The sequence below is a fragment of the Actinopolymorpha singaporensis genome (genome assembly GCF_900104745.1).
Taxonomy (GTDB): Bacteria; Actinomycetota; Actinomycetes; order Propionibacteriales; family Actinopolymorphaceae; genus Actinopolymorpha; species Actinopolymorpha singaporensis.
The window spans coordinates 170,471-196,320 of the sequence record NZ_LT629732.1 but is presented as its reverse complement, the minus strand read 5'-3'; the positions used below and the strand labels follow the sequence as shown (position 1 = coordinate 196,320).

The 25,850-nt window shown below is 70.0% G+C and carries 29 protein-coding genes; 13 read left to right on the top strand and 16 right to left on the bottom strand.

Annotation, left to right across the window (positions count from 1 at the left end; all coding sequences use genetic code 11):
- Positions 1-8 precede the first annotated feature (8 nt).
- The 5 genes from BLU27_RS00970 to BLU27_RS00950 are packed head-to-tail and all read right to left on the bottom strand — an operon-like array spanning position 9 to position 4,757.
- Positions 9-575, bottom strand: coding sequence for a flavin reductase family protein (locus BLU27_RS00970; protein ID WP_092656975.1), 567 nt, complete (start codon positions 573-575; stop codon positions 9-11).
- A gap of 22 nt (positions 576-597) precedes the next feature.
- Entirely contained in the window at positions 598-1,968 is a 1,371-nt protein-coding gene (locus BLU27_RS00965) for an LLM class flavin-dependent oxidoreductase (protein ID WP_092649676.1), read from the bottom strand.
- Complete coding sequence (locus BLU27_RS00960; RefSeq protein WP_092649674.1) at positions 1,965-2,804, bottom strand: ABC transporter ATP-binding protein; 840 nt, start codon at positions 2,802-2,804, stop codon at positions 1,965-1,967. Before BLU27_RS00960 ends, BLU27_RS00965 begins: the two co-directional genes overlap by 4 nt.
- Complete coding sequence (locus tag BLU27_RS00955) at positions 2,780-3,622, bottom strand: ABC transporter permease (protein ID WP_092649672.1); 843 nt, start codon at positions 3,620-3,622, stop codon at positions 2,780-2,782. Before BLU27_RS00955 ends, BLU27_RS00960 begins: the two co-directional genes overlap by 25 nt.
- A gap of 25 nt (positions 3,623-3,647) precedes the next feature.
- A complete protein-coding gene (locus BLU27_RS00950) occupies positions 3,648-4,757 on the bottom strand; it encodes an ABC transporter substrate-binding protein (protein WP_197681626.1) in 1,110 nt (369 codons plus the stop codon).
- Between the two features lie 448 nt (positions 4,758-5,205).
- Between BLU27_RS00950 and BLU27_RS00945 the strand changes: the two genes are divergently transcribed.
- The 5 genes from BLU27_RS00945 to BLU27_RS00925 all read left to right on the top strand — a co-directional run bounded on the left by BLU27_RS00945 (position 5,206) and on the right by BLU27_RS00925 (position 10,253).
- On the top strand, positions 5,206-5,772 hold the full coding sequence (locus BLU27_RS00945; protein WP_197681625.1) for an NADPH-dependent FMN reductase: 567 nt from the start codon (positions 5,206-5,208) through the stop codon (positions 5,770-5,772).
- A gap of 158 nt (positions 5,773-5,930) precedes the next feature.
- A complete protein-coding gene (locus BLU27_RS00940; RefSeq protein WP_157728133.1) occupies positions 5,931-6,428 on the top strand; it encodes a hypothetical protein in 498 nt (165 codons plus the stop codon).
- Positions 6,410-6,940: a hypothetical protein gene (locus tag BLU27_RS00935; protein ID WP_157728132.1), complete on the top strand. Its 531-nt coding sequence runs from the start codon at positions 6,410-6,412 to the stop codon at positions 6,938-6,940. The genes BLU27_RS00940 and BLU27_RS00935 overlap by 19 nt, the downstream gene beginning before the upstream one ends.
- Before the next feature lie 30 nt (positions 6,941-6,970).
- Positions 6,971-8,530 (top strand): alpha-N-arabinofuranosidase, encoded by a 1,560-nt coding sequence (locus BLU27_RS00930; protein ID WP_092649664.1) that lies wholly within the window; start codon positions 6,971-6,973, stop codon positions 8,528-8,530.
- Positions 8,531-8,690: 160 nt separating this feature from the next.
- Positions 8,691-10,253: a N,N-dimethylformamidase beta subunit family domain-containing protein gene (locus tag BLU27_RS00925; protein ID WP_092649662.1), complete on the top strand. Its 1,563-nt coding sequence runs from the start codon at positions 8,691-8,693 to the stop codon at positions 10,251-10,253.
- Positions 10,254-10,287: 34 nt separating this feature from the next.
- On the opposite strand, the gene BLU27_RS00920 is transcribed toward BLU27_RS00925, so the two are convergent.
- The 3 genes from BLU27_RS00920 to BLU27_RS00910 all read right to left on the bottom strand — a co-directional run bounded on the left by BLU27_RS00920 (position 10,288) and on the right by BLU27_RS00910 (position 11,638).
- The gene (locus tag BLU27_RS00920) at positions 10,288-10,671 is read right to left on the bottom strand and encodes an SHOCT domain-containing protein (protein WP_092649660.1); all 384 of its coding nucleotides are present in this window, start codon (positions 10,669-10,671) and stop codon (positions 10,288-10,290) included.
- A 221-nt stretch (positions 10,672-10,892) separates the two neighbouring features.
- Positions 10,893-11,219 (bottom strand): SHOCT domain-containing protein, encoded by a 327-nt coding sequence (locus tag BLU27_RS00915; protein ID WP_092649658.1) that lies wholly within the window; start codon positions 11,217-11,219, stop codon positions 10,893-10,895.
- Between the two features lie 179 nt (positions 11,220-11,398).
- Positions 11,399-11,638 (bottom strand): LapA family protein, encoded by a 240-nt coding sequence (locus BLU27_RS00910; protein ID WP_092649656.1) that lies wholly within the window; start codon positions 11,636-11,638, stop codon positions 11,399-11,401.
- A gap of 329 nt (positions 11,639-11,967) precedes the next feature.
- On the opposite strand from BLU27_RS00910, the gene BLU27_RS00905 reads away from it, so the two are divergent.
- Positions 11,968-12,234: a hypothetical protein gene (locus BLU27_RS00905; protein WP_157728131.1), complete on the top strand. Its 267-nt coding sequence runs from the start codon at positions 11,968-11,970 to the stop codon at positions 12,232-12,234.
- Positions 12,235-12,390: 156 nt separating this feature from the next.
- Positions 12,391-12,960 (top strand): hemerythrin domain-containing protein, encoded by a 570-nt coding sequence (locus tag BLU27_RS00900; protein ID WP_092649652.1) that lies wholly within the window; start codon positions 12,391-12,393, stop codon positions 12,958-12,960.
- Between the two features lie 4 nt (positions 12,961-12,964).
- Here BLU27_RS00900 and BLU27_RS00895 read toward each other — a convergent pair whose 3' ends face one another.
- Entirely contained in the window at positions 12,965-15,034 is a 2,070-nt protein-coding gene (locus BLU27_RS00895) for a heavy metal translocating P-type ATPase (RefSeq protein WP_277869266.1), read from the bottom strand.
- Positions 15,035-15,092: 58 nt separating this feature from the next.
- Between BLU27_RS00895 and BLU27_RS00890 the strand changes: the two genes are divergently transcribed.
- Positions 15,093-15,515 (top strand): ArsR/SmtB family transcription factor, encoded by a 423-nt coding sequence (locus BLU27_RS00890; protein ID WP_092649648.1) that lies wholly within the window; start codon positions 15,093-15,095, stop codon positions 15,513-15,515.
- Between the two features lie 49 nt (positions 15,516-15,564).
- On the opposite strand, the gene BLU27_RS00885 is transcribed toward BLU27_RS00890, so the two are convergent.
- The gene (locus tag BLU27_RS00885; protein ID WP_092649646.1) at positions 15,565-16,956 is read right to left on the bottom strand and encodes an acyltransferase family protein; all 1,392 of its coding nucleotides are present in this window, start codon (positions 16,954-16,956) and stop codon (positions 15,565-15,567) included.
- A 94-nt stretch (positions 16,957-17,050) separates the two neighbouring features.
- On the opposite strand from BLU27_RS00885, the gene BLU27_RS00880 reads away from it, so the two are divergent.
- Positions 17,051-17,755: a CG0192-related protein gene (locus BLU27_RS00880; protein WP_092649644.1), complete on the top strand. Its 705-nt coding sequence runs from the start codon at positions 17,051-17,053 to the stop codon at positions 17,753-17,755.
- A 31-nt stretch (positions 17,756-17,786) separates the two neighbouring features.
- On the opposite strand, the gene BLU27_RS00875 is transcribed toward BLU27_RS00880, so the two are convergent.
- Positions 17,787-18,194: a VOC family protein gene (locus BLU27_RS00875; protein ID WP_241827712.1), complete on the bottom strand. Its 408-nt coding sequence runs from the start codon at positions 18,192-18,194 to the stop codon at positions 17,787-17,789.
- Positions 18,195-18,300: 106 nt separating this feature from the next.
- Here BLU27_RS00875 and BLU27_RS00870 point away from each other — a divergent pair, with 106 nt between their 5' ends.
- Positions 18,301-18,801: a GyrI-like domain-containing protein gene (locus BLU27_RS00870; RefSeq protein WP_241827711.1), complete on the top strand. Its 501-nt coding sequence runs from the start codon at positions 18,301-18,303 to the stop codon at positions 18,799-18,801.
- Positions 18,802-18,812: 11 nt separating this feature from the next.
- On the opposite strand, the gene BLU27_RS00865 is transcribed toward BLU27_RS00870, so the two are convergent.
- Complete coding sequence (locus BLU27_RS00865; protein ID WP_092649638.1) at positions 18,813-19,769, bottom strand: fructosamine kinase family protein; 957 nt, start codon at positions 19,767-19,769, stop codon at positions 18,813-18,815.
- A gap of 86 nt (positions 19,770-19,855) precedes the next feature.
- On the opposite strand from BLU27_RS00865, the gene BLU27_RS00860 reads away from it, so the two are divergent.
- From BLU27_RS00860 to BLU27_RS00850, 3 genes are read left to right on the top strand one after another with little or no spacing between them, the layout of a single operon-like run.
- A complete protein-coding gene (locus BLU27_RS00860) occupies positions 19,856-20,458 on the top strand; it encodes a TIGR03086 family metal-binding protein (protein ID WP_092649636.1) in 603 nt (200 codons plus the stop codon).
- Positions 20,459-20,495: 37 nt separating this feature from the next.
- Positions 20,496-21,347, top strand: coding sequence for a PHP domain-containing protein (locus BLU27_RS00855; protein WP_092649634.1), 852 nt, complete (start codon positions 20,496-20,498; stop codon positions 21,345-21,347).
- Positions 21,344-21,901, top strand: a complete 558-nt coding sequence (locus tag BLU27_RS00850) for a putative immunity protein (protein WP_241827710.1) — start codon at positions 21,344-21,346, stop codon at positions 21,899-21,901. The genes BLU27_RS00855 and BLU27_RS00850 overlap by 4 nt, the downstream gene beginning before the upstream one ends.
- 9 nt (positions 21,902-21,910) lie before the next feature.
- On the opposite strand, the gene BLU27_RS00845 is transcribed toward BLU27_RS00850, so the two are convergent.
- From BLU27_RS00845 to BLU27_RS00830, 4 genes are all read right to left on the bottom strand, one after another.
- Complete coding sequence (locus BLU27_RS00845; protein ID WP_092649632.1) at positions 21,911-22,861, bottom strand: hypothetical protein; 951 nt, start codon at positions 22,859-22,861, stop codon at positions 21,911-21,913.
- A 55-nt stretch (positions 22,862-22,916) separates the two neighbouring features.
- The gene (locus BLU27_RS00840) at positions 22,917-23,954 is read right to left on the bottom strand and encodes a hypothetical protein (protein WP_092656969.1); all 1,038 of its coding nucleotides are present in this window, start codon (positions 23,952-23,954) and stop codon (positions 22,917-22,919) included.
- Positions 23,955-24,297: 343 nt separating this feature from the next.
- Positions 24,298-24,801, bottom strand: a complete 504-nt coding sequence (locus tag BLU27_RS00835; protein ID WP_092649630.1) for a hypothetical protein — start codon at positions 24,799-24,801, stop codon at positions 24,298-24,300.
- 451 nt (positions 24,802-25,252) lie between these two features.
- Positions 25,253-25,675, bottom strand: coding sequence for an NUDIX domain-containing protein (locus BLU27_RS00830; RefSeq protein ID WP_092649628.1), 423 nt, complete (start codon positions 25,673-25,675; stop codon positions 25,253-25,255).
- Positions 25,676-25,850 lie beyond the last annotated feature (175 nt).

Genomic DNA, 25,850 nt, shown 5'->3' with positions numbered 1-25,850 from the left:
AAGGGGAGTCAGGCGGGCGGTGCCGGCGCCGGTGTGGGCACTGGCGATGGCGCCGACGTCGGAGCGTGCGTTGGCGTCGGCCCTACCGTGGCGTACGTTCCGGCGTGGTAGACCAGCGGCGCGTGCTGCCTGGTGGCGGCGGCGGTGACCTCGGCGACCACCAGGTGGTGGTCGCCGACCGGGTAGCGGTAGTCGATCCGCCCGCGCAGGTGTCCCGCCGCGTCGTCCAGCACCGGCTCACCGGTGCGCAGCCGCGACCACCGGGTGGGGCCGGCGAAACGGTCGATACCGCTGGTCGCGAACCTCGCCGCGAGAGTGTGGTCGTGCGCCCCGACGAAGTTGACCACCACGCTCTCGGCGGCGGCGATGGTGGGCCAGCTCGAGGCGTTGGTGGACAGGGCGAACGACACCAGCGGCGGATCCAGGGAGATCGACGCGAGCGACGTCGCGGTGAAGCCCACCGGGCCGAACCCCGCGTCCGCGGTGACGATGACGACCCCCGCGGCGTACCGGCGGAAGACCGCGCGGTAGAGGTCCGGGGTGATACCGGAGGGTGCTTCGAGAAACGTGGTCATCAGGTCCTCCATGGACACCGGCTCAGGCGCCGAGCAGGTCGAGTTGGTGGGTCCGGTCGTGGTCACGGGCGAAGGAGCTGACCGGGCGGTCCAGGCCGTAGTGGTGGCGCAGCGTCGTCCCGGTGTACTCGGTACGGAAGAGGCCGCGCCGGCGCAGGATGGGCACCACGTGGTCGACGAACTCCGACAGCCCGCTCGGCAGCACCGCCGGCATGACGTTGAATCCGTCGGCAGCGCCCTTGGCGTGCCACTCCGCGAGCGCGTCTGCCACCTGTTCGGGCGTACCGCTGAACGTCCGGTGCCCGCGGCCGCCACCGAGCCGGCCGATCAGCTGCCGTACGGTCAGTCGCTCCCGGCGGGCCAGGGTGACGATGAGGGTGTAGCGGCTCTTGGCCCCCTCGATCTCGTCCTCGTCCGGAAGGTCCGCCGGTAGTTCCCGGTCCAGCGGCAGGTCGTCGGGGGCGACGCGAAGGGTGCGGGCCAACTGCTCCCGGGCGTACTCGGGCACGATCAGCTGGTCCAGTTGCTCCTCGCGGGCCCGGGCCTCGGCCTCGGTCGCACCGAGGACGGGCACGATGCCGGGAAGGATCTTCACGGCTTCGGGATCACGCCCGGCTCGGGCAACCCGCGCCTTCAGGTCGGCGTAGAACGCCTGCGCGTCGGCGAGGGTCTGCTGCGCGGTGAACACCGCCTCGGCGTACTCCGAGGCGAGGGTCTTCCCGTCCTCCGACGACCCGGCCTGGACGAGGACGGGATGACCCTGCGGCGACCGGGGCACGTTGAGTGGTCCCTGCACCCGGAAGTACTCCCCGGCATGGTCGACGCGGTGGACGCGCGACGCGTCCGCCCACACCCCACCTTCCTTGTCGGCAAGGGCCGCGTCGTCGTCCCAGCTGTCCCACAACCGGCGCGCCACCTCGAGGAACTCCGCCGCCCGGGCGTATCGGTCGCGGTGGCTCGGGAGCTCCTCCAGCCCGAAGTTGCGGGCCGCGTCCACCGAGGCGGTGGTCACGACGTTCCATCCCGCGCGACCGCCGCTCACGTGGTCGACCGAGGCGAACCTGCGGGCCAGGTTGTACGGGTCGTTGTAGGTGGTGGACGCGGTGGCGATCAGGCCGATGCGTTCGGTGGCGGCAGCGATCGCGGTGAGCAGGACGGTCGGTTCCAGCGAGCCCGAAGGCCGCCTGCCCACGTCGCCGAACAGGGCAGGGCTGTCGGCGAAGAAGACCGAGTCGAAGGTGCCCCGCTCGGCGATCCTTGCCAGCTCGCGGTAGTGCTCGACGTCGGTGTTGGCGTGGGGGTTGCTCTCCGGCAGTCGCCACGACGCCTCGTGATGGCCAGTACTCATGAGGAACGCGTTCAGGTGAAGGGGTTTGCGGCTGGATGTGCTCATCGGGAGACCTCTTCGGGTCGACGGGACACAAGGTCGGGTCCGGTGGGCTGCAAGCCACCGTTGACAATGCCCAGGTGGGCGAGGAGCCGGGAACGGAGTGCGGCGAAGCGCGGGTCGGACGGGTCGCGCGGCGGGTCGATCGTCACCTCGACCTCGGTGTCGACCCGGCCGTCGGTGAGCACCAGCACCCGGTCCGCGAGGGCGATCGCCTCGTCGACGTCGTGGGTGACCAGCAGCACCGCCGGACGGTGCCGCTCGCACAGCTGGCGGAGCAGTCCGTGCATGCGGATCCGGGTGAGCGCGTCCAGGCTGCCGAACGGTTCGTCGGCGAGGAGCAGCTCCGGCTCACGGACCAGCGAGCGGGCCAGCGCGACGCGCTGTTGTTCGCCGCCGGACAGCTGGTTCGGCCAGGCCTGCTCCCGGCCGGCCAGCCCGACCTCGGCAAGGCTCTCCCGGCCCCTGTCCGTCGTTCCCGCTCCGGACAGGCCGAGCGTCACGTTGTCAAGCACGCGTTGCCACGGCAGCAGCCGGGAGTCCTGGAAGACCACCGAGACGTTACGCGGCACCTCGACGAGTCCGGTGCCCTCCACGTCGTGGTCGAGTCCGGCCAGCGCGCGGAGCAGCGTGCTCTTGCCCGAGCCGCTGCGACCCAGCAGGGCGACGAACTCTCCCGGCTCGATCGCCAGGTCCAGGTGGTCGAGGACGAGCCGCTGCCCGAACCTCCGGACGAGGGAGCGGACGGCCACCGCGGGTCCGGCGGTCGTCGCGGGCCCGACGGTCCTCGGTTGCCGTTCGGCTGTCACGTGATCGGTCAGTCGGCCAGCGTACGTCGCCATGTCAGCGCCTTCCTCTGCACGAGTCGGACGGCGCCGTCGGAAGCCAGCCCGAGGATTCCGTAGACCACCAGGCCGACGACGATGATGTCGGTCTGGCCGTAGGTGCGGGCCAGCTCCATCATGTAGCCAATTCCGCTGGTGGCGTTGATCTGCTCCACGACCACGAGGGCCAGCCAGGCCCCGACCACGGCGAAGCGCAGCCCGAGCAGGAAGCCCGGGAGCGCACCGGGGAGGACCACTCGGCGGATGAACTCCGAGCGGCGAAGACCGACGGTCTGGGCGAGCTCGACGTACCTGCTGTCGATGGTGCGCAGGCCGTTGTGGGTGTGGATGTAGACCGGGACGAGCACGCCGAGGGTGATGGTGACGACCTTCATCGTCTCCCCGATCCCGAACCACAGGATCAGCAGCGGGAGCAAGGCCAGCGAAGGTATCGCGCGCTTGATCTGGATCGGTCCGTCGATCAGTGCCTCGCCCAGCCGGTTCAGGCCGGAGGCGAGGGCGAGTACGGTGCCGACCCCGATTCCGATCGCCAGACCGAGGAAGGCCCGCTGGGCGGAGACGGCCAGGTTGGCCGGCAGCCGGCCGTCGTTCACCAGGTCGATGGTGGTGGCGACCACGGTCCAGGGAGCGGACAGGATCCGCGGATCGATCAGGCCGGTCGCCGATCCGGCCGACCACAGGGCGAGCAGCAGCAGGGGACCGATGGCGGAGCCGAACCGGATGGGCCGTCCCGGACCCAGCCGGCGGGCACGCCGGACCGGTGCGGTGGTGGTGGCCCGCGCCGGTATCCGGACGGGCGGTGCGGTGGTGGTCATCGGTTGGTCAGCCCTCTCACGAGTGTCATGGCGCTTCGTTCCGGATGGCGTCGGCGGCGACCGGGGCGAACCGCCGGTCGAAGAGGTCCGCCGCTGTCAACTTCGGCTTGTCGGTCTCGCGGGCGAGCAGATCGACGGTCTGTTGCTGGCGGGCGATCGCGTCGGACCAGTCGGCGGGGATGTCGGGATGGCCTGACACCTTGACCAGCCACCGCCCGTCCTCCTCGGTGAGGCCCTGGTCCTTCACGTAGTAGCCGTCGATCCACTCCTGCGGATGCCTGTCGATCCAGAGCTGGGCGCGGGCCCAGTACTGCACGTACGCACGGATCGCCGCCGCCTTCGCCGGGTCCTCCAGGGTGGCCACCTGGGTGTAGAGGTGGCTGGGGTCGTCGCGCAGGCCGTGCGGGATCGTGCTGCCGCCGTCCTTGCCGTACTTGCCGAGGTACCGGTTGATGGCCACGCCGCCGATCGGCGCGACGTCGACCTGCCTGCCGGCGAGGGCGTTGGGGTAGACGTCGCCGGTACTCGGCAGCTCCACCAAGGTCACGTCGGACTTCTTCAGCCCGGCCTTCTGCAGAACCCGCAGGACCAGCGCACCCTGTGCCTGTCCGGGGCTGTAGGCGATCCGCTTTCCACGCAGGTCTGCCAGCGACCGCACCTTCACCCCGGGAGCGATGCCCAGCTGGTAGATCGGGTGATTAAGGGGGTCCACGCGGAACTTCGCCGCGACGATTCGCACGTGCAGTCCGGTCCAGGTCGCGTGGATCGGCGGGATGTCCGCGACGGAGCCGATGTCGAGGGCGCCGGCGCGGAAGGCCTCGGTGGTCTGCGGGCCACCGCTGAGGTTGGCCCACTTCGCCTTGAACGGCAGCTTGTCGATCTGTCCGGACAGCTCCAGGGCCTTCTGGGTGGCCGGATCGCCGATGGTGAGCGTCGTTCCCTTCGGCACGGTCGTCGGCAGCGGGGCGTTCAGGGCCAGCTTCCTGTCACCGGCCCCGCCCCCGGATCCGTTCGTACCTTCCGAACCGTTCGAGTCGGCCTTGCTCAACCCGCATCCGGTCAGCAGGACGAGGCCGGTGAGCAGGGCAAGACCTGCGCGCAATGTGCGGCGCGCACGCGGAACTGGCGTGGACATCACGAGACTCCTTGCGGTGTGGGGATCCGGCGCGGTCGCGGGCATGGCTTCACGACCGGCCGTCGGTGCGAGGTGATGGAACGAGCTGGCGCCGGCTTCGCCCAGCCGGTTCCGCCCAGCTGGGTTGTGGCTTGCTGGGTGAGCCGTCCGGTTCGGTCAGCCGGGACAGGGGTGACCGGCCTCCGCAGCCGAGATCGCGGTGGCGGACGGACGCCGGACGACTGGTGAGGTGGTGCGCGATGGTGCGGGAGAGGGGTTCCGCCGAACGAACCCGTCCGGACGTCAGCGACAGGTCGCGCTGGCGACGTGCATCAGGTCGATCTCACGCCGTTGGGTGAGGAGGAGCGCTGCCCACATGACAATCACCATAGCGACTAATTCCTACTGGATTACTATGGTATCCGAAAGCTGAGACGACTGTTCTCGTACCGAGACCCATGGAGGACTCGTGACACCCTCGCCCGTCGCCGACACGGCCGCGTCCGTGGTCGCCCTGGTCGGCAACCCACGCAGGAACTCCCGTACTCGCGAGCTGACCGAGTACCTCGCCTCGCGGCTGGTGGACTCCCTCGGACTGCCCGCCGCCGCCCTTGGGGTGATCGACCTGGCGGAGTTCGGCGGTGCGGTCCTCGACGGCGGCCCGGCGGTCGACGAAGCGTTGACGACAGTTACCTCCGCCTCGGTGCTGGCGGTCGCCACACCCGTCTACAAGGCGAGCTACACCGGACTGCTCAAGTCGTTCCTCGACCGCCTCGGCGGTGGCGCGCTGAGCGGGGTGGCGGCGGTGCCGGTGACGGTGGCAGGTGCCCCGATCCACCGGCTGGTCGCCGACGTCCACCTGCGGCCGCTGTTGGTGGAGTTGGGGGCGAGCACACCCACCCGAGCCTTCGCGGTCGAGGAGGGTGTCCTCGCCGACCCGGCGTCCATGGTGGAGGAGTGGCTGCGCACCGAGGCGCCGACGCTGGCGAAGTTGCTCCGACCGGCCGACAGCGCCGAGCTCGCCGTCGCTCGCTGACAATGCGAGGTTGACGAGGTATGCGAGGTCCAGCCGGCCGAGGTGGTGGCGTTCCTCGTGACCCTGCCCGCTGGGCGGCGGCCCGCTGACGGACCTTCGGCTCTGCTCACCCGGGCCGTCGGGCGCGGAAGATGGAAGTCGCCGACGGGGAAGCGCGCGTGCGGTCGTCTGTCCTGGTGGCCGTGGCGGCCGGAGGTTGCGATGGGCCGGTGGCCGTCGTCCTGGTGGTGCTGGGCAGCCTGCTCGCACCGATAGCGGTGGCAGGGGCCTGGGTCAGGACCGAGGTCACCGACACGCAGAGGTACATCCAGACCGTTGCCCCGCTGGCGAGGGAACCAGCCGCCCAGAACACGGTCGCGACCAAGGCGACCGATGCGATCTTCCCCCCGCTCCAGGTCGACCGGCTGATCGGTCAGGCGGTCAGCGCGTTGACCTCTCGCGCCGGTTTCCCGCCGCTGGTCGCCGATCGGCTGAAGGCGCTGGTCGGTCCGATGACGGACGGCATCCACGGTTTCGTGCGGTCCCGGCTCCACGACGTCGTACGCAGTGACCAGTTCGCGCACGTGTGGGTGCAGGTGAACACGACCGCGCACCAGCAGATGGTGAAGGTCCTGTCGGTCAGTCGAAGGCGGTGGTCGTGTCGGGCAGCACGGTGAACCTGCAACTCGGGCCGTTCATCGACGTGGCGAAGAAGGATCTGGCCAGCCGTGGACTGACCATCGTCAACCAGCTTCCGAACATCAACCCGAGCATCCCGGTGGCCCAGAGCAAACAGCTCGTCAAGGCGCAGCGGGGCTACACGCTGCTCAACCGCCTGGGGGTCGCGTTGCCCGTGCTGGCGGTGGTGTTCCTCGGACTCGGTGTCTTCCTCGCCCGCGGCCATCGCCGGATGCTGGTCGCTGCCGGCCTCGGACTGGCCGGCGGCAGCAAGTCGGAGTCGATCGGACTGCGCACCGGGCCGGTGGGGCCTTGGGTGTACGCCTACCGCACGGTGGCCCGGATCGCCGCCGTCGTCGTGGCCGCCCTGATCTTCGTGCTGTGGAACGAGCCGACGGCCGTGGTCGTCTGGTGGCTCGCCGTCGCGGTCGCGCTGGCGATGGCGGTGATCGAGTTCCTTGCGGTGCCGGAGGGTTCGGCGGTGCCGGACACGGCCACGACGGAGGGCTAGCCGCCGGATGGCCCGTCGATAGGCTGCACCATGCCTACGCGACGCACAGCCCGCGCCGTTGTCAACGTCGACCTGCCCGGGCCACAGATCAGCAGACACCTGTACGGGCACTTCGCCGAGCACCTCGGCCGTTGCATCTACGGCGGCTTCTACGTCGGGCCGGACTCCGACATCCCCAACGAGGCTGGGATTCGCCTCGACGTGGTGGAGGCGCTGCGTGCGCTGAACATCCCCAACCTGAGGTGGCCGGGTGGCTGTTTCGCCGACGAGTACCACTGGAAGGACGGCATCGGCCCCAAGGACGAACGCCCCACGATGATCAACACCAACTGGGGCGACGTCGAGGAGAACAACCACTTCGGCACGCACGAGTTCATGGCGCTGTGTGAGCTGCTCGGCGCGGAGCCGTACGTCAACGGCAACGTCGGCAGCGGCACCGTGCGCGAGATGAGCGAGTGGGTCGAGTACCTCACCCGCGACGGAGACAACCCGATGGTTCGCCTGCGCAGGGCGAACGGGCGCGAGGCCCCCTGGCGGGTGCCGTTCTGGGGAATCGGGAACGAGGCCTGGGGTTGCGGCGGCAACATGCGAGCCGAGCACTACGCCGACCTGGCCCGTAGGTATGCGACGTACTGCCGCGACCAGGCCGGCAACAAGCTCTACCGGATCGCCGCGGGCGCCCACGACCGCGACTACGCCTGGACCGAGGCGCTGATGAAGGCGCTCAACCCACTGGGCTGCACCAACCGGCCGCGGGGTTACTACCAGGGAATCTCGCTCCACTACTACACCCTGGCCGGGCCGTGGCACGCCAAGGGAAGCGCCACCGACTTCACCGAGGACGACTACTACCGCACACTGGCCGCTGCCCGGGCGATGGACGAGATCCTCGCCGGGCACTCCCGGGTGATGGACTGTTACGACTCCGGAGCACAGGTCGGCCTGGTGGTCGACGAGTGGGGCACCTGGTGGGACGTCGAGCCGGGAACGAACCCGGGCTTCCTGTTCCAGCAGAACACCCTGCGCGACGCGCTGGTCGCCAGCGTGACGTTCGACATCTTCCACCAGCACGCCCGCCGGGTGGTGATGGCCAACATCGCGCAGACGGTCAACGTGTTGCAGGCGATGCTGCTCACCGAGGGGAACCAGCTCGTCCGGACCCCGACCTACCACGTGTTCGAGATGAACAAGGGGCACCAGGACGCCCACAACCTTTCGGTGCACCTGTCCACGGAGGGGACGTCGCGGGCGTACGGCGAGGGCGAGCTGCGGGGTGAACTCGAGACGCTCTCGGTGTCGGCCAGCGTCAAGGACGGCGACCTGCTGGTGTCGTTGACGAACCTCGACGCCGGCGAGCCCGTCACTGTCAACTTCGACCTGCGCGGCGGCGTCGTCGCCGACCTCACCGGCAGGATCCTCACAGCCGCCGCGATCGACGGCCACAACCGGCCCGGGGAACCGGACGCCGTGGTGCCGGCGTCGTTCGACGGCTTCACCGTGGCGGATCGGGAGGCCGGTGCGTTCGGTGTCGGGTTGACGGTCGAGTTGCCACCGCACTCGTTCGTCACGCTCGCCGGACGAGTCGGCTGACCGACTGGGCCTGACAGGAGCTGACTGGGCCTGGTCGGGCCTGACCGGGCCTGACCGGGGCTGACCGGACCGGCCGGGGCGACGGGTGAGTGCCGCACCGAATGGGTATCGACGCGATGAGTGATCTTTGGATCGTGACTCGTGATCGGGGGCGGCGTCGGTGGCTGCGAGGTGTCGGCGAACTGGAGGTGCGGTCGCCTGGCTGGCACTGGCGGCCCTCGTCCTGGTGACGGCGGGGTGTTCGGGTGCGGCCGGCCCGAAGTCCTCGCCGTCACCCGGCCGTGGCGCGTCCGCGAAGCCGACTCCAGCCCGCCCCGCGGCCGAGGTCGAGAACTCCCGGCCCGGGACGACGCAATGGAAGCTTGACAAGAAGGGGCCGAATGCGGCGATCGAGGGATACGCCGACCGGATCGCGGTTCGGCCCGGTGAGTCCTTCCGGCTCTTCGTCTCCACGACCGCCGACGGCTTCCGGGCCGTGGCGTACCGGATCGGATGGTACGGCGGCACCGGCGGCCGGGAGGTGTGGCGGTCTCCGGCGATGCGAGGGCACCGGCAGGCGCATCCGGTCGTGACGCGGCCGCTCAACACCGTGACCGCTGCAGCGTGGAAACCGTCGATGACGGTCCGGACGACAGGCTGGCCGGAGGGCAACTACCTGATCAAGCTGATCTCGACCGCGGGGTACGAGCGCTACGTCCCGGTCACGGTCCGCTCCACCGAAACGCGCGGGAAGGTGGTGCTGGTCAACGCGGTCACCACCTGGCAGGCGTACAACCTGTGGGGTGGCTACGACCTCTACCAGGGACCGACCGGGTTCGCGGACCGGTCCCGGGCGGTGAGCTTCGACCGGCCCTACGACGACGCCGGCATCTCGCGGTTCATGACCGGGGAGCGTGCCGCGGTCGTGTTCGCGGAGCGGATGAACCTCCCGCTGGCCTACATCACCGACGTGGAACTCGCGACGGAGCCGAAACTCCTCGCCGGCGCGCGGGCGGTCATCAGTCTGGGCCACGACGAGTACTGGTCGAAGGCGATGCGGGACAACGCGATCCGGGCGCGCGACGCGGGCACGAACCTCGCGTTCCTCGGCGCGAACGCCGTTTTCCGGCACATCCGGTTCGCCGGGACGCCGCACGGTTCGAACCGGCTGGTGGTCTGCTTCAAGTCCGACTCGGAGGACCCGATGCGGAAGCGGGATCCGACGGACACGACGCAGGACTGGCGGCTGCCACCTGACCCGCGGCCGGAAAGCGAACTCACCGGCCTGGTCTACGACTGTTTCCCGGCCGACGCCGCCTTCGTCGTGGTCAACCCGAAGAACTGGTTGTTCGTCAGGACCGGAGTGCGCAAGGGCTCAAGTTTTCCCCATCTGGTGGGCGTGGAGTCCGACCGCCTGGACCTGAGCTATCCGACACCACGGCCGATCGAGATCCTCTCCAACTCAGCGGTCCAGTGTGGTTCGGCGCGAAGTACCTGGGCCAACTCCTCCTACTACACCGACGACTCGGGGGCCGGAGTCTTCGCCACGGGCACCTTGCGGTGGGTTCCGGCCCTGTCGCACTCCAAGCGCTTCGAGGCCCGCACCTGGCGGTTCGTCGAAGTTGTCACGGCCAACCTGCTCAGGGCGTTCGCGGCGGGGCCCGCCGGCCGGGCCCATCCCGCCCACGACAACGCGGACCAGTACGCGCACGGGGGCGGCCGGCAGACAAGCTCACCGGACTGATCCCGGCGATCGCCCGGCCCCTGGCCACCCCGGGTCAGGTGAGGATCTTCGCCTTCGCCTGCTGGAACTCCGCATCGGAGATGTCGCCGTGGTCGCGCAGTTGGGCGAGCTTGCCCAACTCGTCGGCCTGGCTGGGTACCCGCGCCGTCGACCGGACGTACTCCTGGATCGCCTGTTCCTGCTCCCTGGCCCGGGTCATCTCGCGCTCGCTCATCTCGCGGCCGTGCGCGACGAGGTACACGAAGACTCCGAGGAACGGCAACACGATGACGAACAGTGTCCAGCCGGCCTTGCCCCAGCCGCCGAGGTCCTGGCTGCGGAAGATGTCGGTGATCACCTTCACCAGAAGGAAGATCCACAGGATCCACAGAAACAACCAGAACATGGTGAGAAATGCGTTGAGAAGTGGGTAGTCCATGATGCTCTCCCCATTGATGCCATGGAGTCACGGCTCCTTCCATGGTAGGCATCTGTGTGCGGCTTCCGGTATGTCAACTCAGGCATGCAGCTGTCCAGTGGTCGAGGTCATCGGTGACCGTGCAGGTGTCAACGAACACCTGACGGCCGGCGGCGACCTCGATGCCGTGGCACGAGAACCGCCGAACCCTCGGTGGCACTTGGAGATTCGGTCGCGTCGGATCAGTGCCGCGCGGAGGCGGATCCGGTCGCGTGGAGGACGTCGAGCCGATGGCGGTACTCGTCCTCGTCGATCTCGCCGCGGGCGAAGCGCTCGGCCAGAACATCGTCCGGAGTCGGACGCGTGGCCGGCGGCGGCGCGTGCGGGGCCGGAGCCTGCCCCTGTGCGGGAACGCGCGGCTGTTCACCGCCCGGGCCGATCAGCGGGCCGCGGCCGGCGTACCGGACCAGTGCCACCACTCCGGCGATCAGCAGGCCCCAGAACACGATCATGCTGATCGTCATGAGTACGTAGCCCCACCAGCCCATGCCGGCGCCGTACCAGAACATTGCTCGTCTCCGATCCGCGGGCGACCGTCGACGCGGCCCTGCGCCGGTCGACGCGGTAGGGCCATCGTGAGCATCGGTGATCGCCGGCAGGCAGAGCCGCAGGTCTGCCGACACCTGCCGAACGACCCGATCTCGGTGAACGCCGGTCCCGGAGAGCGGACCGTCGGCGGATCGGAGGTTCAGCGGCGGCGGCGGATGCTGAGCGTGCCCGCCAGCAGGCCGAGCACCCAGGCGATGAGGAGGGCACCCCACAGCGGCATCGTCACCTCCGGTACGAGCAGCCTGACCGTGGTGATCGCGGTGTTCTCGAAGATGAAGACCAACGCGATCAAGGCGACGACGGCGAACTTCGCCGCCCGGCGGACGCTCGGCCGTGCCCAGAATCCCTGTCGTTCCTGGTCTGTCTGTGTACTGTTCACGAGATCCCCCTACGCGGTTGAACGCCTACCTCCAGCCTGCGCGCACTCGCCCGAAGGGACAGCAGATCAATGGATGGCAACCGCCCGGTAGGTGTCCGGCCCACGTGATGCACTCCGTCCGACCTCCGCGTCCGCACGATTGATCCCGATCGGTGTGGGTACAGGAGGTTCGGTTGAGCAGCAGCCGAGCGGCACCCGCCGCGGCGTCGAGTTGTATGGGGGAATCGGCTGTGGCAGACCTGGCCGCCACCAACCGGCCGGATCATTCGGAAGGCCCAGATCAGCCGGAACCGGGCCCGGAACCGGAGTCGGCGAGACCCGGCGGTGAGGTGACCGGCCCGAAGGGGCCCCGCCCCGCGGTCACCGAGCCGCATCTGGCCGGCCGGCGGGTCGTCCTCATCGACGTGGACGAGGAGAACGAGACCGCCCACTACACCCATGGTCACCGGGCGGCCTCGGACGTCGTGCCCGGCCCGGAGGGCGTTCCAGTCGTTCAGGTCGCGCCCGAACGCAGCTGGCAGGCGTGGAGGAAACGCGGTACCGGCCGGTGTCCGGAAACGTTTCCGTGGCCGGCCGACCTCGTGTGGGTGGCCTGAAAGTCGCAGGACTGCGCCGTTCCGTTTGGCTGGCGGTGCCGGTGGTACGCCATGGGAGAACGTGCCGGTGTCTTCGACCCCCGCCGTAGCCGCGCTTGGTCGCGGTGCGGGCACCTGGGCCCGGCGGTCTCCCCGACATGAATGAGGACGAACGCTATGACCGACACCAGGCAACAGAACGTCGTCGACCTGCTGCTCGAGCAGCACGAGCAGATCCGCGACCTCTTCGCGAAGGTGCAGAAAGCGCGCGGGAAGCGCAAGGAGGAGTTGTTCTCGGACCTGGTGCGGCTGCTCGCGGTGCACGAGACCGCCGAGGAGGAGATCGTCCACCCGGCCTCCCGGGAGAAGATCCCCTCCGGTGAGAAGGTGGTCGCGGGCCGGCTGAAGGAGGAGTCCGAGGCGAAGGAGGAGCTCGCCCACCTCCACGACCTCGGCGTGGACCACCCGGAGTTCGACGGGAAGCTGGCCGAACTCGCCGAGGCGGTGAGCGCGCACGCCGACCACGAGGAACGCGAGGAGTTCTCCCAGCTGCGCAAGGCGGTGTCGGAGGACGAGCTGCGCAAGATGGCCGGAGCGTTGCGAGCTGCCGAGGCGATCGCGCCGACCCGTCCGCACCCCGCGGCCGGTGAGTCCGCGGTGGGGAACATGCTGCTCGGACCGCCGGTCGCGGTGTTCGACCGGATGCGGGACGCCGTCCGCGACTGGAGCCGCTCGAACAAGGGCTGACCACTCAGCTGCGCTGGGCGCCGACGCGCAGGGCTCGCTGCCAGGCGGCGCCGCGCAACAGGCGCAGGCCGTTGAGGCCGACGATCACCGTCGAACCCTCGTGGCCCGCGACGCCGAGCGGCAGCGGCAGGTCGCCGAGCAGGTCCCACGCCACCAGGACGGCGATGAACGCCGCGGCGATGACGAGGTTGGCGGCCACCAGTCGGCGGGCCCGCCGCGCCAACGCGATCACCGCGGGGATCCCCGCCAGTTCGTCGCGGGTCACCACGGCGTCGGCGGTGTCCAGGGCGAGGTCGGCCCCGGCGCGTCCCATGGCGATGCCGGTGTGTGCGGTCGCCAGTGCGGGTGCGTCGTTCACACCGTCGCCGACCAGTCCGATCCGGGTTCCGTCGCCCTGGAGTTCGTGGACCGCCGCCACCTTGTCGGCGGGCAGCAGATCCGCGCGGACGCCGGTGATCCCCACCTGCCCGGCCAGCCGGTTCGCGGCCCGGGCGTTGTCACCGGTCAGCAGGACCGGTGCGGTCCCGGTCAGTTCGGTGAGGTGGGTGACCGCCTCGGGCGCACCGGGGCGCATCCGGTCGGCCAGGGCCAGTACGCCTACGGGCACGTCGTTCACGCGTACGACCACAGCGGTGTGACCCGCGTCCTGGAGTTCGGTGGCGACGGTACGCACAGCGCTGTCGTCGGACCGCACGCCGGCGGACGTGGGGTGCGCGGGGCTGCTCACCTCGACCGTGAGTCCGTCCACCCGCGCGCGGACGCCCCGGCCGGGCTCGGAGGTGAAGTCCGCCAGGGTTCCGAGCGGCAGGCCCGCGTCGCGAGCCGCCCGCACCACGGCCGCGCCCAGCGGGTGTTCGGAGTACTGCTCGGCGGTGGCCGCCAACGCCAGCAGGCGTTCCTCGGTGAGGTGGCCACCAGGCAGAACCCGTACGCCGGTCAGATGCGGGCGGCCTTCGGTCAGCGTGCCGGTCTTGTCGAACGCGATCCGGTCGACGGTGCCGAGCTGTTCCATCACCACCGCCGACTTCACCAGTACCCCGTGCCGCCCGGCGGTCGCGATGGCGGCCAGCAGCGGCGGCATCGTTGCAAGCACCACCGCGCAGGGCGAGGCGACGATCATGAACGTCATGGCACGCAGGAGGCTGTCCTGCAACGCGACGCCCCACAGCAGCGGCAGCGCGAACAACGCCACCGTGGCCGCGACCATCGCGACGGAGTAACGCTGCTCGACCTTCTCGATGAACAGCTGGGTGCGCGCCTTGGTGGCACTGGCCTCTTCGACCATGGCGACGATGCGCGCGATCACCGTCTCCGCCGCCGGGCGGCTCACCCGTACGTGCAGGGCGCCGGTGCCGTTCGACGTACCTGCGAAGACCTCGTCTCCAGGGCGCTTGTCCACCGGGATGCTCTCGCCGGTGATGCTCGCCTGGTCGACCGCGCTGGCGCCGACGACGACCTGGCCGTCCGCGCCGATCCGCTCGCCCGGGCGGACCAGGATCACGTCGCCCACCCGCAGCGAGGCGGCCTCGACCTGTTCCTCCACGGCGTTGCCGTACGCCTCCCTGCTGCCTTCGGCACCCTTGGGCTGTTCGGTGAGCCGCAGCCAGGTGGCGCGCTCAGGCGTGAGGTCCAGCAACCCGCGTACCGAGTCCTCGGTGCGTTTGGTGGCCACCGCCTCCAGCGCCCCGGAAGTGGCGAAGATGACGATCAGCAAGGCGCCGTCGAAGACCTGGCCGATCGAGGCGGCGCCGATCGCCGCGGCGACCATCAGCAGGTCGACGTCCAGGGTCTTGTCCCGCAGCGCACGGAGTCCGGCGAGGCCCGGCTCCCAGCCGCCGGCGGCGTAGCAGGTGAGGTACAGCCCCCACCACAGCCAGGCCGGTGCCCCGGCCAGGTGGCAGATCCCGCCCACGGCGAAGAATGTGGTCGCGATCACCGCCCAGCGCACCTCCGGCAGCGACCAGATGCCGTGCCACCAGCGCGAAGGTTGCCCTACCGCCCAGGCCTGGGCGGTGTCGTGGGAGTCGGATGCCGCGGCGGACCCGGCGGGGGAGGAGTTGACGTCGACGGTCACCGTGGCAGCATACCTGCGCATACACGCAGGTATGAAGGTACGGGACTATGCTGGCGCCATGCACGAGTCGCTGCCGGACTTCGACATGCCCAACGACGAGCAGGTCCACCTGGCCGCGGAGTCGTTCCGGCTGTTGTCCGATCCGACCCGGATCAGGATCCTCTGGGCGCTTCTGCAGGGTGAGTCGTCGGTCGCCTGTCTCGCCGAACTCGCCGACGCCACCCCGACGGCGGTCAGCCAGCACCTGGCCAAGCTCCGCCTCGCCGGGCTGGTGCGGGGGCGCCGCGAAGGCACGTTCGTCTACTACACCGCGGCCGACGAGCACGTACGCCGGCTGCTCACCCAGGGCCTCTTCCACGCCGACCATCTCGATCGCGACCTGCCCGCCGGCGGCGACGGCACTGAGGGTCCTCCCGGCCATCGGCACTCCGGCTATCGGCACTCCGGCGAGCGGCGTTCCGGCCAGGCTGCCCACAGTTGACCGAGGACCGCGCCGCCCTCGACGTCGCCCGGCGGGCGATCCGGGCCGGTCATGGTTCGGACGGCTTCTCCCGGCTGACGGAGGTCGTCGCAACCGAGCGGAGCAGTCGCAGCGTGCCCGCGCCGAGCAAGTAGCACAGGAGTCCCCCGGCCGGCATGCCGAACAGGTACGCATGGGTGTTCGGCGCGAGGTTGTTGTCGAGCAGGCCGAGCATGACGGCCACGTATCCCGAGGCGGCGAGGACGAGGCGTGGTGCCGTGCGGCTCACAGTGCGGGCCACGCCGTCCGGCAGACCGCGCGGGGTCTCGGTGGGGCGAGGACGTGGCCGGGTCTCCAGGCGTCCGAAGATCGCCACCAGAAGGGCCAGCGACGCGGACAGCATGACCAGCCACGGCAGTCGCCACAGCCACCAGGGGAGGGTCGCCACCGCCGGGGTGGGCAGGACGTGCAGAGCGTCGAGTACGCCGACGAGCACAACTACCGCGCTCATGTGCCACAGGAAGATCGTCAGCACCACGGAGTTCACCGCCACCACCAGGAGCCACGGACTCGGCCGGTGAAGCCAGCGTTCGGCGGGTCTGCGCAGCATCAGGACCAGGCCGAGTTGCATGGTCGCGGCGGCGAGGAGCGCGAGCGTGGGCGGAGACGCGTTGTGCGGGTGCTGTCCGGTCACGTCGATCATGCTGACCGGATACGGGCCGACGAGTGTCAGCAACGCCAGCACGCCGAAACCGCCCACCAGCAAGGGGATCCACACCCGCGGGGTGTCGGGAAGTTGCCCGTCCCGCCAGAAGAAGCCCAGTTGGTGGATGACCAGCCAGCCGAAGACGAAGTTGCCGGCGGCCATCGACTCCGAGCCCGCCAGCCGCGCAACGTCGCCCACGGCGACCAGCACGATGAGGACGAGGACCACCCGGACGCCGAACCGCCGGTGCAGGCGGTACATCGTCGGGGCCAACAGGACAACCAGCAGGTACGCGGTGAGGAACCACAGTGGGATCGATGCCACCCAGACTCCGAACCGCACCAGGCCGGGCGAGAGCCCCATCCACCGGACTCCCGCCAGGTTGGCCACCAGGCCGGCAGCGGCGAGCGTCACCAGCAATGCCGAGGTCGGCGAGACCAGCCGGCCGGTGCGGCCGAGGAGCCAGTCGGTGGCGTTCTCGCCCTGTCGGCGATGGGCCTGCAGGGAAGCGGCATTGGCGTACCCACCGACCACGAAGAAGATCGGCATCACCTGCGCCACCCAGGTGATCGGGTACGCCCACGGCAACGACTCCAGCGCGGAGTGTCCGGTGAGCCGTCCGTGGGTGTCGTAGGTGACGACGCTGAGCAGCCAGTGTCCGAGAACCACTGCGGTGATCGCGAGTGCACGCAACAGGTCGACGTAGCGCTCACGCGACGCCGGCGTCCGGTCGGCGAGATCCCGCAGCCTGTGCACGCTTCGAGCCTAGGATCGCCCTGCGGGGGCGGGTTACGCATGGGGCAGACTTGGGTGCCTATCGGGCGTTTCGGGTACGAACGAAGGAGCCGCCGTGGCCGTCATCCACCGAGCCGAGATCCGTCCGACCAAGCTCGAGCTCCTCGGCGATTGGTTGCCGAAGCAGACCTGGTTCGCCGGTGCCGGAGCGCCGGGTGAGAAGCCGGCCTCCGTGGGGGCGTACAGGTTCGACGACCCGCGTGGCGAGGTGGGCATCGAGACGTTGCTGGTTCGCACTGCAGACGGCCAGGTGGTGCAGGTCCCGCTGACCTACCGGGGCGCCCCGCTCGCCGGTGGTGAGCCGTTCCTGGTGGGCACGATGGACCACTCGGTCCTGGGCCGGCGCTGGGTGTACGACGGGTGTGGTGATCCGGTCTACCTGTCCGCGCTGGCCGCGGTGGTTCTCGGGCACGCGGTGCAGGCGGAGGAACTCGTCGAGGGCAGCGTCGCGGACGGTCCGCAGCGGCGTACGCCCACCGTCTCGGTGGTGGGGACCGGTACGCGTGGTGCGACTCCCTCGGTCGTCGAGGCGGTCGAGGACGTGAACGCGGTGGGGGAGCAGGGTGACGCCGGCGGCAGCGGACGCACGGTCGTACGGATCCCCGGGCTGGAGCTCACGATCTTTCGGCTGGTGGATCTTCCGGGCGGGGACACCGGCGACACGGACCGCACCGATGGTGACGACCAGGGTGGCGCGCTGCTCGGCGCGTGGACGGACCAGACCCGGCCGGTGCGGTTGGCGACGGCACGGCGAATCTGACCCGCCGCCGAGCGTCCCGACCTGTCCGGGCTCAGGTGGGATGCGGGCCAAGCGGAGAGCGGTCACCGACCAGCCAGCGATGCCCGAACGGGTCGAAGAAGGCGCCCTGGCGGTGCGCTCCCCACGGCATCTGGTGGTCGCGTACTGGGTCGTCGCAGTTCGCCCCCGCGGCGACCGCGCGGGCGACGAAGTTGTCCGGGTCGTCCACGAAGACCTCCACCCTGACGGTCGTCGTGCCGGCCTCGCCGGGACTGGCCCAGCCGTTCTTCTCCGGTTCGCCGAGGAAGATCGGTGCCCCCTCGACCTCCAGGCCGACGACCGAGCCGAGGTTCCACAACTCACGGGCACCTACGGCCTTGGCGTACCACCGCGCTGCGGCCGTAGCGTCGGGCACGGCCAGCATGAGTGAGATGACGGGTTCGCGGGCCTTGGACGTCACAAGTCCTCCCAGCAGAGTGTCCCCGAATCGTAGACCCGACGACGGCCGGTCTGGTTTGCTTCCGGTTCCGGGGGGATCCGGGGAAGCCGAAGGAGGAGGTCCGACCGTGCAGACCAGCGAGCCCAGGATCGTCGAGCGCGCCGCGCAACCCTACGTCGCGATCACGGCGTCGGTCCCGATGACCCGGATGGCCGCCACCCTCCCGCCACTGAACGCCGAGGTCTTCGGCTGGCTCGAGGCACGCGGCATCGAGCCAGCCGGCGCCCCGCTGTGGAAGTACAACGTGATCGACATGGACGGCGACCTGGAGATCGAGGTCGGCGTACCCGTGTCCGAGGAGGTCACCGGTGACGACCGGGTCCGGTGCGGAGTACTTCCGGCCGGCCGGTACGCCACGCTGCGGCACGTCGGCCATCCCGACGAGCTGGTCGACGCCACGGGGGCGCTGCTCAGGTGGGCCGACAGCGAGGACCTGCACTGGGACGTCACCGACAGCCCGGCCGGCGAGCGCTGGGCCGCCCGGCTCGAGATCTACCTGACGGACCCGCAGGACGAGCCGGACCTGAACAGGTGGGAGACCGACCTGGCGTTCAAACTGGCCGACTGAGCCGCACGCCGCTATCGGTAGAGACGGACCGCCGTTGCCAGCCGGTCGACGAACAGACGCCCGAACGCCGACGCGCCGTCCACCGTGATCACAGCGAGGTAGCCGAACACCCGCCACAGTTCGCGTCGCTGCGCGAAGTCCGGGTCGATCGGGGTGATCTCGCGGTAGCCGTCGAAGACGTCCTCCGGAACCGGTGCGAAGTAGTCGACCAGTGCCAGGTCGACCTCCGGATGCCCGAACGACGGCGCGGGGTCGAGCAGCACGGCATCGGCTGCCGTGCCGGCGACGATGCTCGGCGTCAGGAAGTTGTTCTGCTGGGCGTCGCCGTGCAGCAGGGTCGGTTTGGGTTCGGGTCCGCAGAGTGTGGGAAAGCGGCCGACGAGGTGTTCGACGTCCCGGGCCAGGTCGGGCGGTAGATGGCCGCTGTCGACCGCCTGCCGCAGGCGGGGCAACACCCGGCGCTCGGCGTAGAAGTCCGGCCAGAGGCCGGTGTCGACCGGACGGTTGTCCTGGGGCAGCGGTCCGAAGAACCCGTCGAACTCGGCGAGGCCGAACCGCTGTCCGTGCACCTGGTGCACCGTCGCCAGTGCCCGGCCGATCGACCGCCACTGCTCGGCAGAACGTGCCTGCGGGAACACCTCGGGGATCGCTTCCAGTAACAGCAGCGAACCGGTGTCAACACGTACTTGCCCGGTGGCGACGGGGGTGGGAGTGCCTACTCCGGCACGTCGCCGCAGCAGCTCCAGACCTCGTAGCTCCGCGGTGAACTGCTCACTGTCCGCGAGCGTCCGGTCCAGCTTGACGAACACCGAGAACGGCTCGCCCCGGAAGATTCCGCACGGGTGGGACGCTCGGTCGTCCAGGTCGGCGAAGCCGGTCGCGGTCCAGGGCCGGCCGAGGTGGGCCGACGCCGCGCCCTCGACCGCGCGCAGGGTCGATGCAGCGGTGAGCGGATGTGTCGTGGCCATCGACCGGAGCGTACCGCCACCGTCCTGTCGGAGGTCTGCCCTAGATTGTCGAGCACATCATCGTTGCTCGCCGGAAGGAGCCGTGGATGAGTACGACGGCCGCTCTTCAGTCCCTGCGGTCAGCAGGCGAGGTGACCAACCGGATCGTGGCCGGCATCCGTGCGGACCAGTGGGATGCACCGACCCCGTGCACGGACTGGAACGTCCGTACGTTGCTCAACCACCTCGTCGCCGGGAACATCCTCACCGCGGCGGTCCTTGGCGGCGCCGACCTTCCGCCGCCGGAGGAACGCGCCCGGCTCAGCCAGGTCGACCGGCTCGGCACCGATCCGCCGGCGGCCGGCAGCCAGTCCCTCGACGACCTGATCGCGGCCTTCGAACAGCCCGGGGTGCTCGAACGCATCCATCCCTCGCCGGTCGGCCAGGTTCCCGGCGCCGCCCTCGTACACCTGCGGACCACCGAAACTCTCGTCCATGGCTGGGACCTCGCCCAGGCGACCGGGCAGCCGGCGGACTTTCCCGAGGCGCTGGCCGAGCAGGAGCTGGCGTTCACGCAGGCGAACGTCGGCAGGGCCCGGACCGGACCACGCGGGCCGTTCGGTGCCTCGCAGCCGGTCGCCGACGACGCCCCGGCCATCGACCGGCTCGCCGCGCTGCTCGGCCGCAACGTCCCGAACGCCGCCTGGTGAGCGTTGCCCAGCGGGCATCGGCAGGGGGTGCGTACGCATGACGCTTCCGGCGGACACCCACGTACACAGCGAGTACTCCTGGGACACCGGCGGGCCGGACTCGCCGGCAGCGGGGACCATGGAGCGGACCTGCGCACGCGCGGCGCGGATCGGCCTATCGGCGGTCGTGTTCACCGAGCACCTGGACTTCGTGGGCTGGCAGGTCGATCCCACGGACCTGGCCGGTCACCTGCAGCGTCTGGTCGGCCCCGACCAGACGCTGGTCCCTCCGCCCCTGGAGGTCGACGGCTACCTCGAGTCGATCGAACGCTGCCGGCGCAGTTTCCGCGACCTGAGGATTCTCACCGGAGTGGAGTTCGGGCAACCGCACCTTGACGAGGAGGTGGCGTCGCACGTACTGGACGTGTCGAAACTGGATCGTGTCAACGGCTCCTTGCACACGCTGGTGGTCGACGGCCGGCGGCACGAACCACCCACCCTGTATGGGATGTGGCCGGCGGACAAGGTGATCTGGGAGTACCTCGCCGAGGTGCCCCGCATGGTCGACGGTTCCGATGCCTTCGAGGTGCTCACCCACATCGACTACGCCGTTCGCTACTGGCCGCGTGAGGTGAACGGGCCGTTCGAACCGAGGCGGTTCGAGGACGGCTTCCGGCAGGCGATGCGCGCGCTGGCAGGCAGCGGGCGTGCGCTGGAGATGAATGTCGGCGGTCAGCTGCGCCCGTGGATTCCGCAGTGGTGGAGCGAGGAGGGCGGCCGCGCGATCACGTTCGGCAGTGACGCGCACGAACCACGAGCACTCGCCAACAACTTCCCCGAAGCCGTGGCCATGGTCGAGCACTTCGGGTTCCGGCCGGGCCGCCGGCCGGCGGACGTGTGGACCCGATGACCATGGCGGACGGCTCCACGACGGTCGAGCTCAGCCTGGCCGAGCTTCGAGAGGTCGCCGGTTACGCCGTGGCGTGCGCGCGACCGGCGTTGGTGATCTTCGAACGTGAACGCCTGGACGACCAACGCCCACGAGATGCGATCGACGCCGCGCAGGCGTTCGCGGACGGGGCCGAGCGAACCAAGGCACTGCGGGACAACGCCTGGGCGGCCCAGCGCGCGGCTTCGCAGGCGCGCGACGCAGGACAGGCTGCGGCAGCTGAAGCTGCTCGGGCGGGGCTCGCGGCGGCGGGTGCGGCGTTCCTTCACCCGTTGGCGAAAGCCACCCAGGTCAAGCACATCCTCGGGGCAGCGGCCCATGCGGCACGGGCGTTCGAGCTGTCCGCCGGAGACGATCCGGCCGCCGGCGCCGACCACCTCGCACGGGCCCGGTCCCTCGCGGACCCCGCCGTGGTGGAAGTACTGCGGCGCTATCCGCCCGCCCCGCGCGGAGGTGGCCGGGTCGGCGAACTGATCCGTCAGCTGGACGCGTCACTGCGCTCGGCCTTCGGTTGACGCCACGCGTCAGCCGCGCCGGTCCCACCAGGCGAGCACCCGGGACGCCCGCAGGGTGTTCCATCTGCTCGGCCGACCGTCGCCGTCCTCGAGCCGGAAGTGCACCGCGCCGGGATGGGTGTTCTCCAGCAGCCACGTTCCGTCGCCCTGGCGCTTGGAGCGTACGAGTTCTACCGCCTCGTCCAGCAGTGGGTCCCTGACGTCGGCCGCGCGGAAGTACTCCAGCCCACGGAGCACGTCGTAGTGCCATCTGGTCGGGAACGAGAACGACAACCAGGCGTCGTCCACCACTTCGCCGGTGGTTCTCCGGCGGAACAGCGCGCGTTCGAGCAGGTACGCCTCACCGCCGCGCCGCGCGGCCCGCAGCTCCGCCGATCCGCCGGTGGCACGTTCGTACTCCAGCAGTCCCTCGAGCACGCAGATCGTCGAGTGGAACGACGACACCTTGGCACCGTGTTCGGTCCAGCAGTTCCATCCGCCGTCGGGGAGCTGGTCGGTGAGCAGGCGAGTGACGATCTGGCTCACGTCGGCGCCGAAGTAGGCGCCGAGGGCGACCGTGCGGCCGTTGATGCACGGCTCGACCTCGCCGTCGAAGAAGGGCAGATCGTCGTACTCCCAGCGGCAGTTCGCGGCGACCAGCGAGGTCATCTCGCGAGCTGTCTCGCAGGCCGGGTCGAGGCCGAAGTCGTACAGCTCCATCATGGCGGGCAGGGTCGACGTCCATGGTTGGCTGCCGTCCTTCGGCGGCTCGCCGCGGCCGGGGAAGCACGCGCCTCCCATCCACTGGCCGTCCGGGTCGCGAGCGGCCAGCAACCGGGCTCCCCAGCCCTCGCTCGCCACCCGGGCACGCTCGGCGGCCACCGCGTCGGCGGGCGTGTCGGTCAAATCACGCAGGACCTGCCACCGCAGCGCCGGGTCGGAGTCGAGCAGCCAGTCGATCGGCGGGGTTCGCTCGTTCATGCCGGACAAAGTAGCGCCGATCCCGGACGTCGTACTGCCGGAATCGACACGTTCGTCATCCCTCGGGATCTCGCAGCGACGTAGGGGAGAGGAACGGCCGGAGCAGGCCGTCGCCGCCGACGTTCGGTGTCCGCCGGGCGACACCGGCCAGCAGGTCGGCGACCTGAACTCGCGGGTCGTCCCGGGAGTCGACGGTCACCAGGCCGGCCAACGGCGACTCCCTCGCCCACGGGGCTTCGCCCTCGTCCGGGTCGACTGCCGGCGAGTCGGCACCGTAGGCGAGTACCTGCTGGAGACGCCGCAACCGGCCGGCCGTGAGAGCGCTCTGCTCGTCGTGGATCACCAGCACCCGCCGTGTTCCGCCGCTCCAGAACAGGACTGTCTCGGCCAGCGCCGGCAGCATCGGCTCCAGCGGTGGCGGGATCGAGCGGTCGTCGTTCATCAGCCGGTTCACGACTTCCCACACGCGCGCCCGGGTGAGCGCATCGAGGACGACGTCGGCCTCGGCGCCGAGCCGGGCTCCGGCCAGCGAGTCGCGCGCCTGGAAGAAGCGTTCCATGACGTTGCGATCCGGCTGGTGCTGCCGTTTCGTACGCACCAGTCTGACGAACGCCGCGAGGAACGCCGTCCAGTCGTGACCGCCCGATCGTCCCGCGCGGTACAGGGCGAGGGCGGCGGGACGGTGCTCCTGGGTCAGCCGGGTACCCGCCGCGTAGGAGGGCTCGACCAGGAACAGGTCGACGATGCGGGTGACGAGGAAGTACTCCTTGTCGACCAGGTGGACGTGCGCCCGGCCGTGCAGGGCCGTCAGCAACCACTCCAGCGCGTCACTCGAACGCTGGCTGCGCAGGAATCTCCCGGACTTGAACTCGTTGAGCGACCATCCGGACCCGGACCGCAGCGCCCGGAGGAGGTCGTCCGCCTCGTCCACCCGCAGGTCGACGCTCGCGTGCGTGAACAACGGGGTGGCCGTGTCCAGCAGGTTGGTGCCGGAGAACCCGGACTCGTCGCAGGCGATCTCCACGACGGTCCCACCGACGCCGTCCGCCGGCGGCAGTCCGCCTTGCGGGGGCAGCCTCTGGTCCCTCAGCACGCAGACATGGTCGCCTGCCCGGTCGGTTCGCACCACTCCAATTGTGTTCCGACCCGATCTCGTCCGGGTTCTGTGCGATCCTGCACGGCGTACGGGAACAGCTGCGCCGGGACGATGGGAGAGCCGAGCGGTGCTCTACAACGGCACCCGGTCCCTGTTCGAACGGGCGGGCTTCGAATTCCTTCGCAGCAAGGGCAGCGGGAACTGCGTCATGCGGCGTACCGTGCACTGAACCCGAGGGTGGGCCCGTCCTGGGCAGCCTGGGGGCCTGCTGATGGCGGGGAACGGCGTACCGCCTTTCGACAACTCCCTCGAGGCACCGCTGACCGCCGAACTCGTTCTTTCAGCGGGAATCTCGCCTGGCCTGCCGCCTGGCCCCCGCTGCGCGGCTCGACGCGTCCTTCTTGATGCCCCCGGTCGTCTTCTTGACCCCCCGTGGCCGAGACGTCGCGGGCCTTCGTGAGGACACAGCCCGCGGAGCTGTCTTCGCCGGACCGGATTGGCCTGACCGGGCGGCAGCCAGGCGGGACGCCTTGAGCTCGTCCGCGGCCCGGGTGGCATGCTGGCCGACCTGCTTGCTGACCGATGCGAGCGCCACCTCGAAGATCTCGGCCTTGTTCCGGTCCCGCTGGTTCTTCGGATAGCTGAATCCCCGCCCGCCACGCTTCACCACGGTCCGGCTGGCCTTTCGCCTGTACTTGGACACGTACTTCGAGCGTGCCCGCCGGATCCGGGAATGGAGCGCGAGCAGCTCCTCCTCGTCCAGATCCGCCATCGCCTCACGCGACGTCTCGGCAACAAGGCGGCGCTCGGCTGCGGTCATCGAGTTGAGAACAGCCTGGTTCATGGCACTCCTCCCCCCAGGCGTCCAGCAGAAGTCGGCTCCACGAATCATCCTGCCGCACGCGACCGGCGTGGGTGCCCCACTCGCGACGGCCAGGGTCACAGCGCAGACCTACGCATATCGCCCGGAGGTCGGCGGGAGGCGAGGAGATGCGAGGTTTGTCGCGATCCCAGCGCGACGGCACCGGGTTCTCGGGTGCCGGTGTGCTGGACGTGGCGTTGCATCACCCAACGCCACTTGGCGATCCAACGATCGGGCGACCGGGCAGCCCGGGCGATGCGAATGAGAGGCCTCGCGTGTCGACCGGAGGGGCCAGGCTTGCGAGGAACCTGGCGATGCGGTGTCGGCGTTTCGGGACGGTTGCTGCGCGCGGGGCTTCTGGTGGTGTCTCTCGCGGCGGCGGCTGGGTGTCAGACCGACAAACCAGCGGCCACGCCGGGCCGGGGTATCACCTTCACTCCGTCCCCCGTCGCTCTTCGGTTGCGGCCCGGACGGCTCTCAGGATGCTCGACAGGCTTTCCGGGTGGGCCAGGTTCAGGTCTGCGAGATCGTTGGGCCGGAACCAGCGAAGATCGTCGTGCTCCTCGGGCGCGGCGATGACGGGTTCCCCGTCCCAACGCGTGATGAGGAACCCGTGCATGTCGAGGGCGGAGTCGCTGACTGTCATCGGGATGGGCAGCGGGTCGTGGACGTGAACACCGAGTTCTTCGCGGCATTCCCGAATGACGGCCTGGCGAGGTAACTCGCCCGGCTCGACATGTCCGCCGACAAGGCTCCAGCGGTCGGGATACGCCTGACGCATTGGGTGGCGATGGGCCATCAGCACGAGACCGTCGTGCACAAGTGCGGCGGTTGCGATCGGAATCCGGGCGACCATGGCGGCATGGTAGGCGCGAACGCAGACATCCCGGAGGGAAGGTCTTCCGTACCGCTCATGCGCTCGACCACACCGCCCTCGCCGTCCCGGGCCACGCTGCTGCGGTCGGGCGTGGGGCCTGACATGGATCGCCGGTGAACGGCCCGGTGGATGGGTGGCCGGCTTGAGCGGCGTC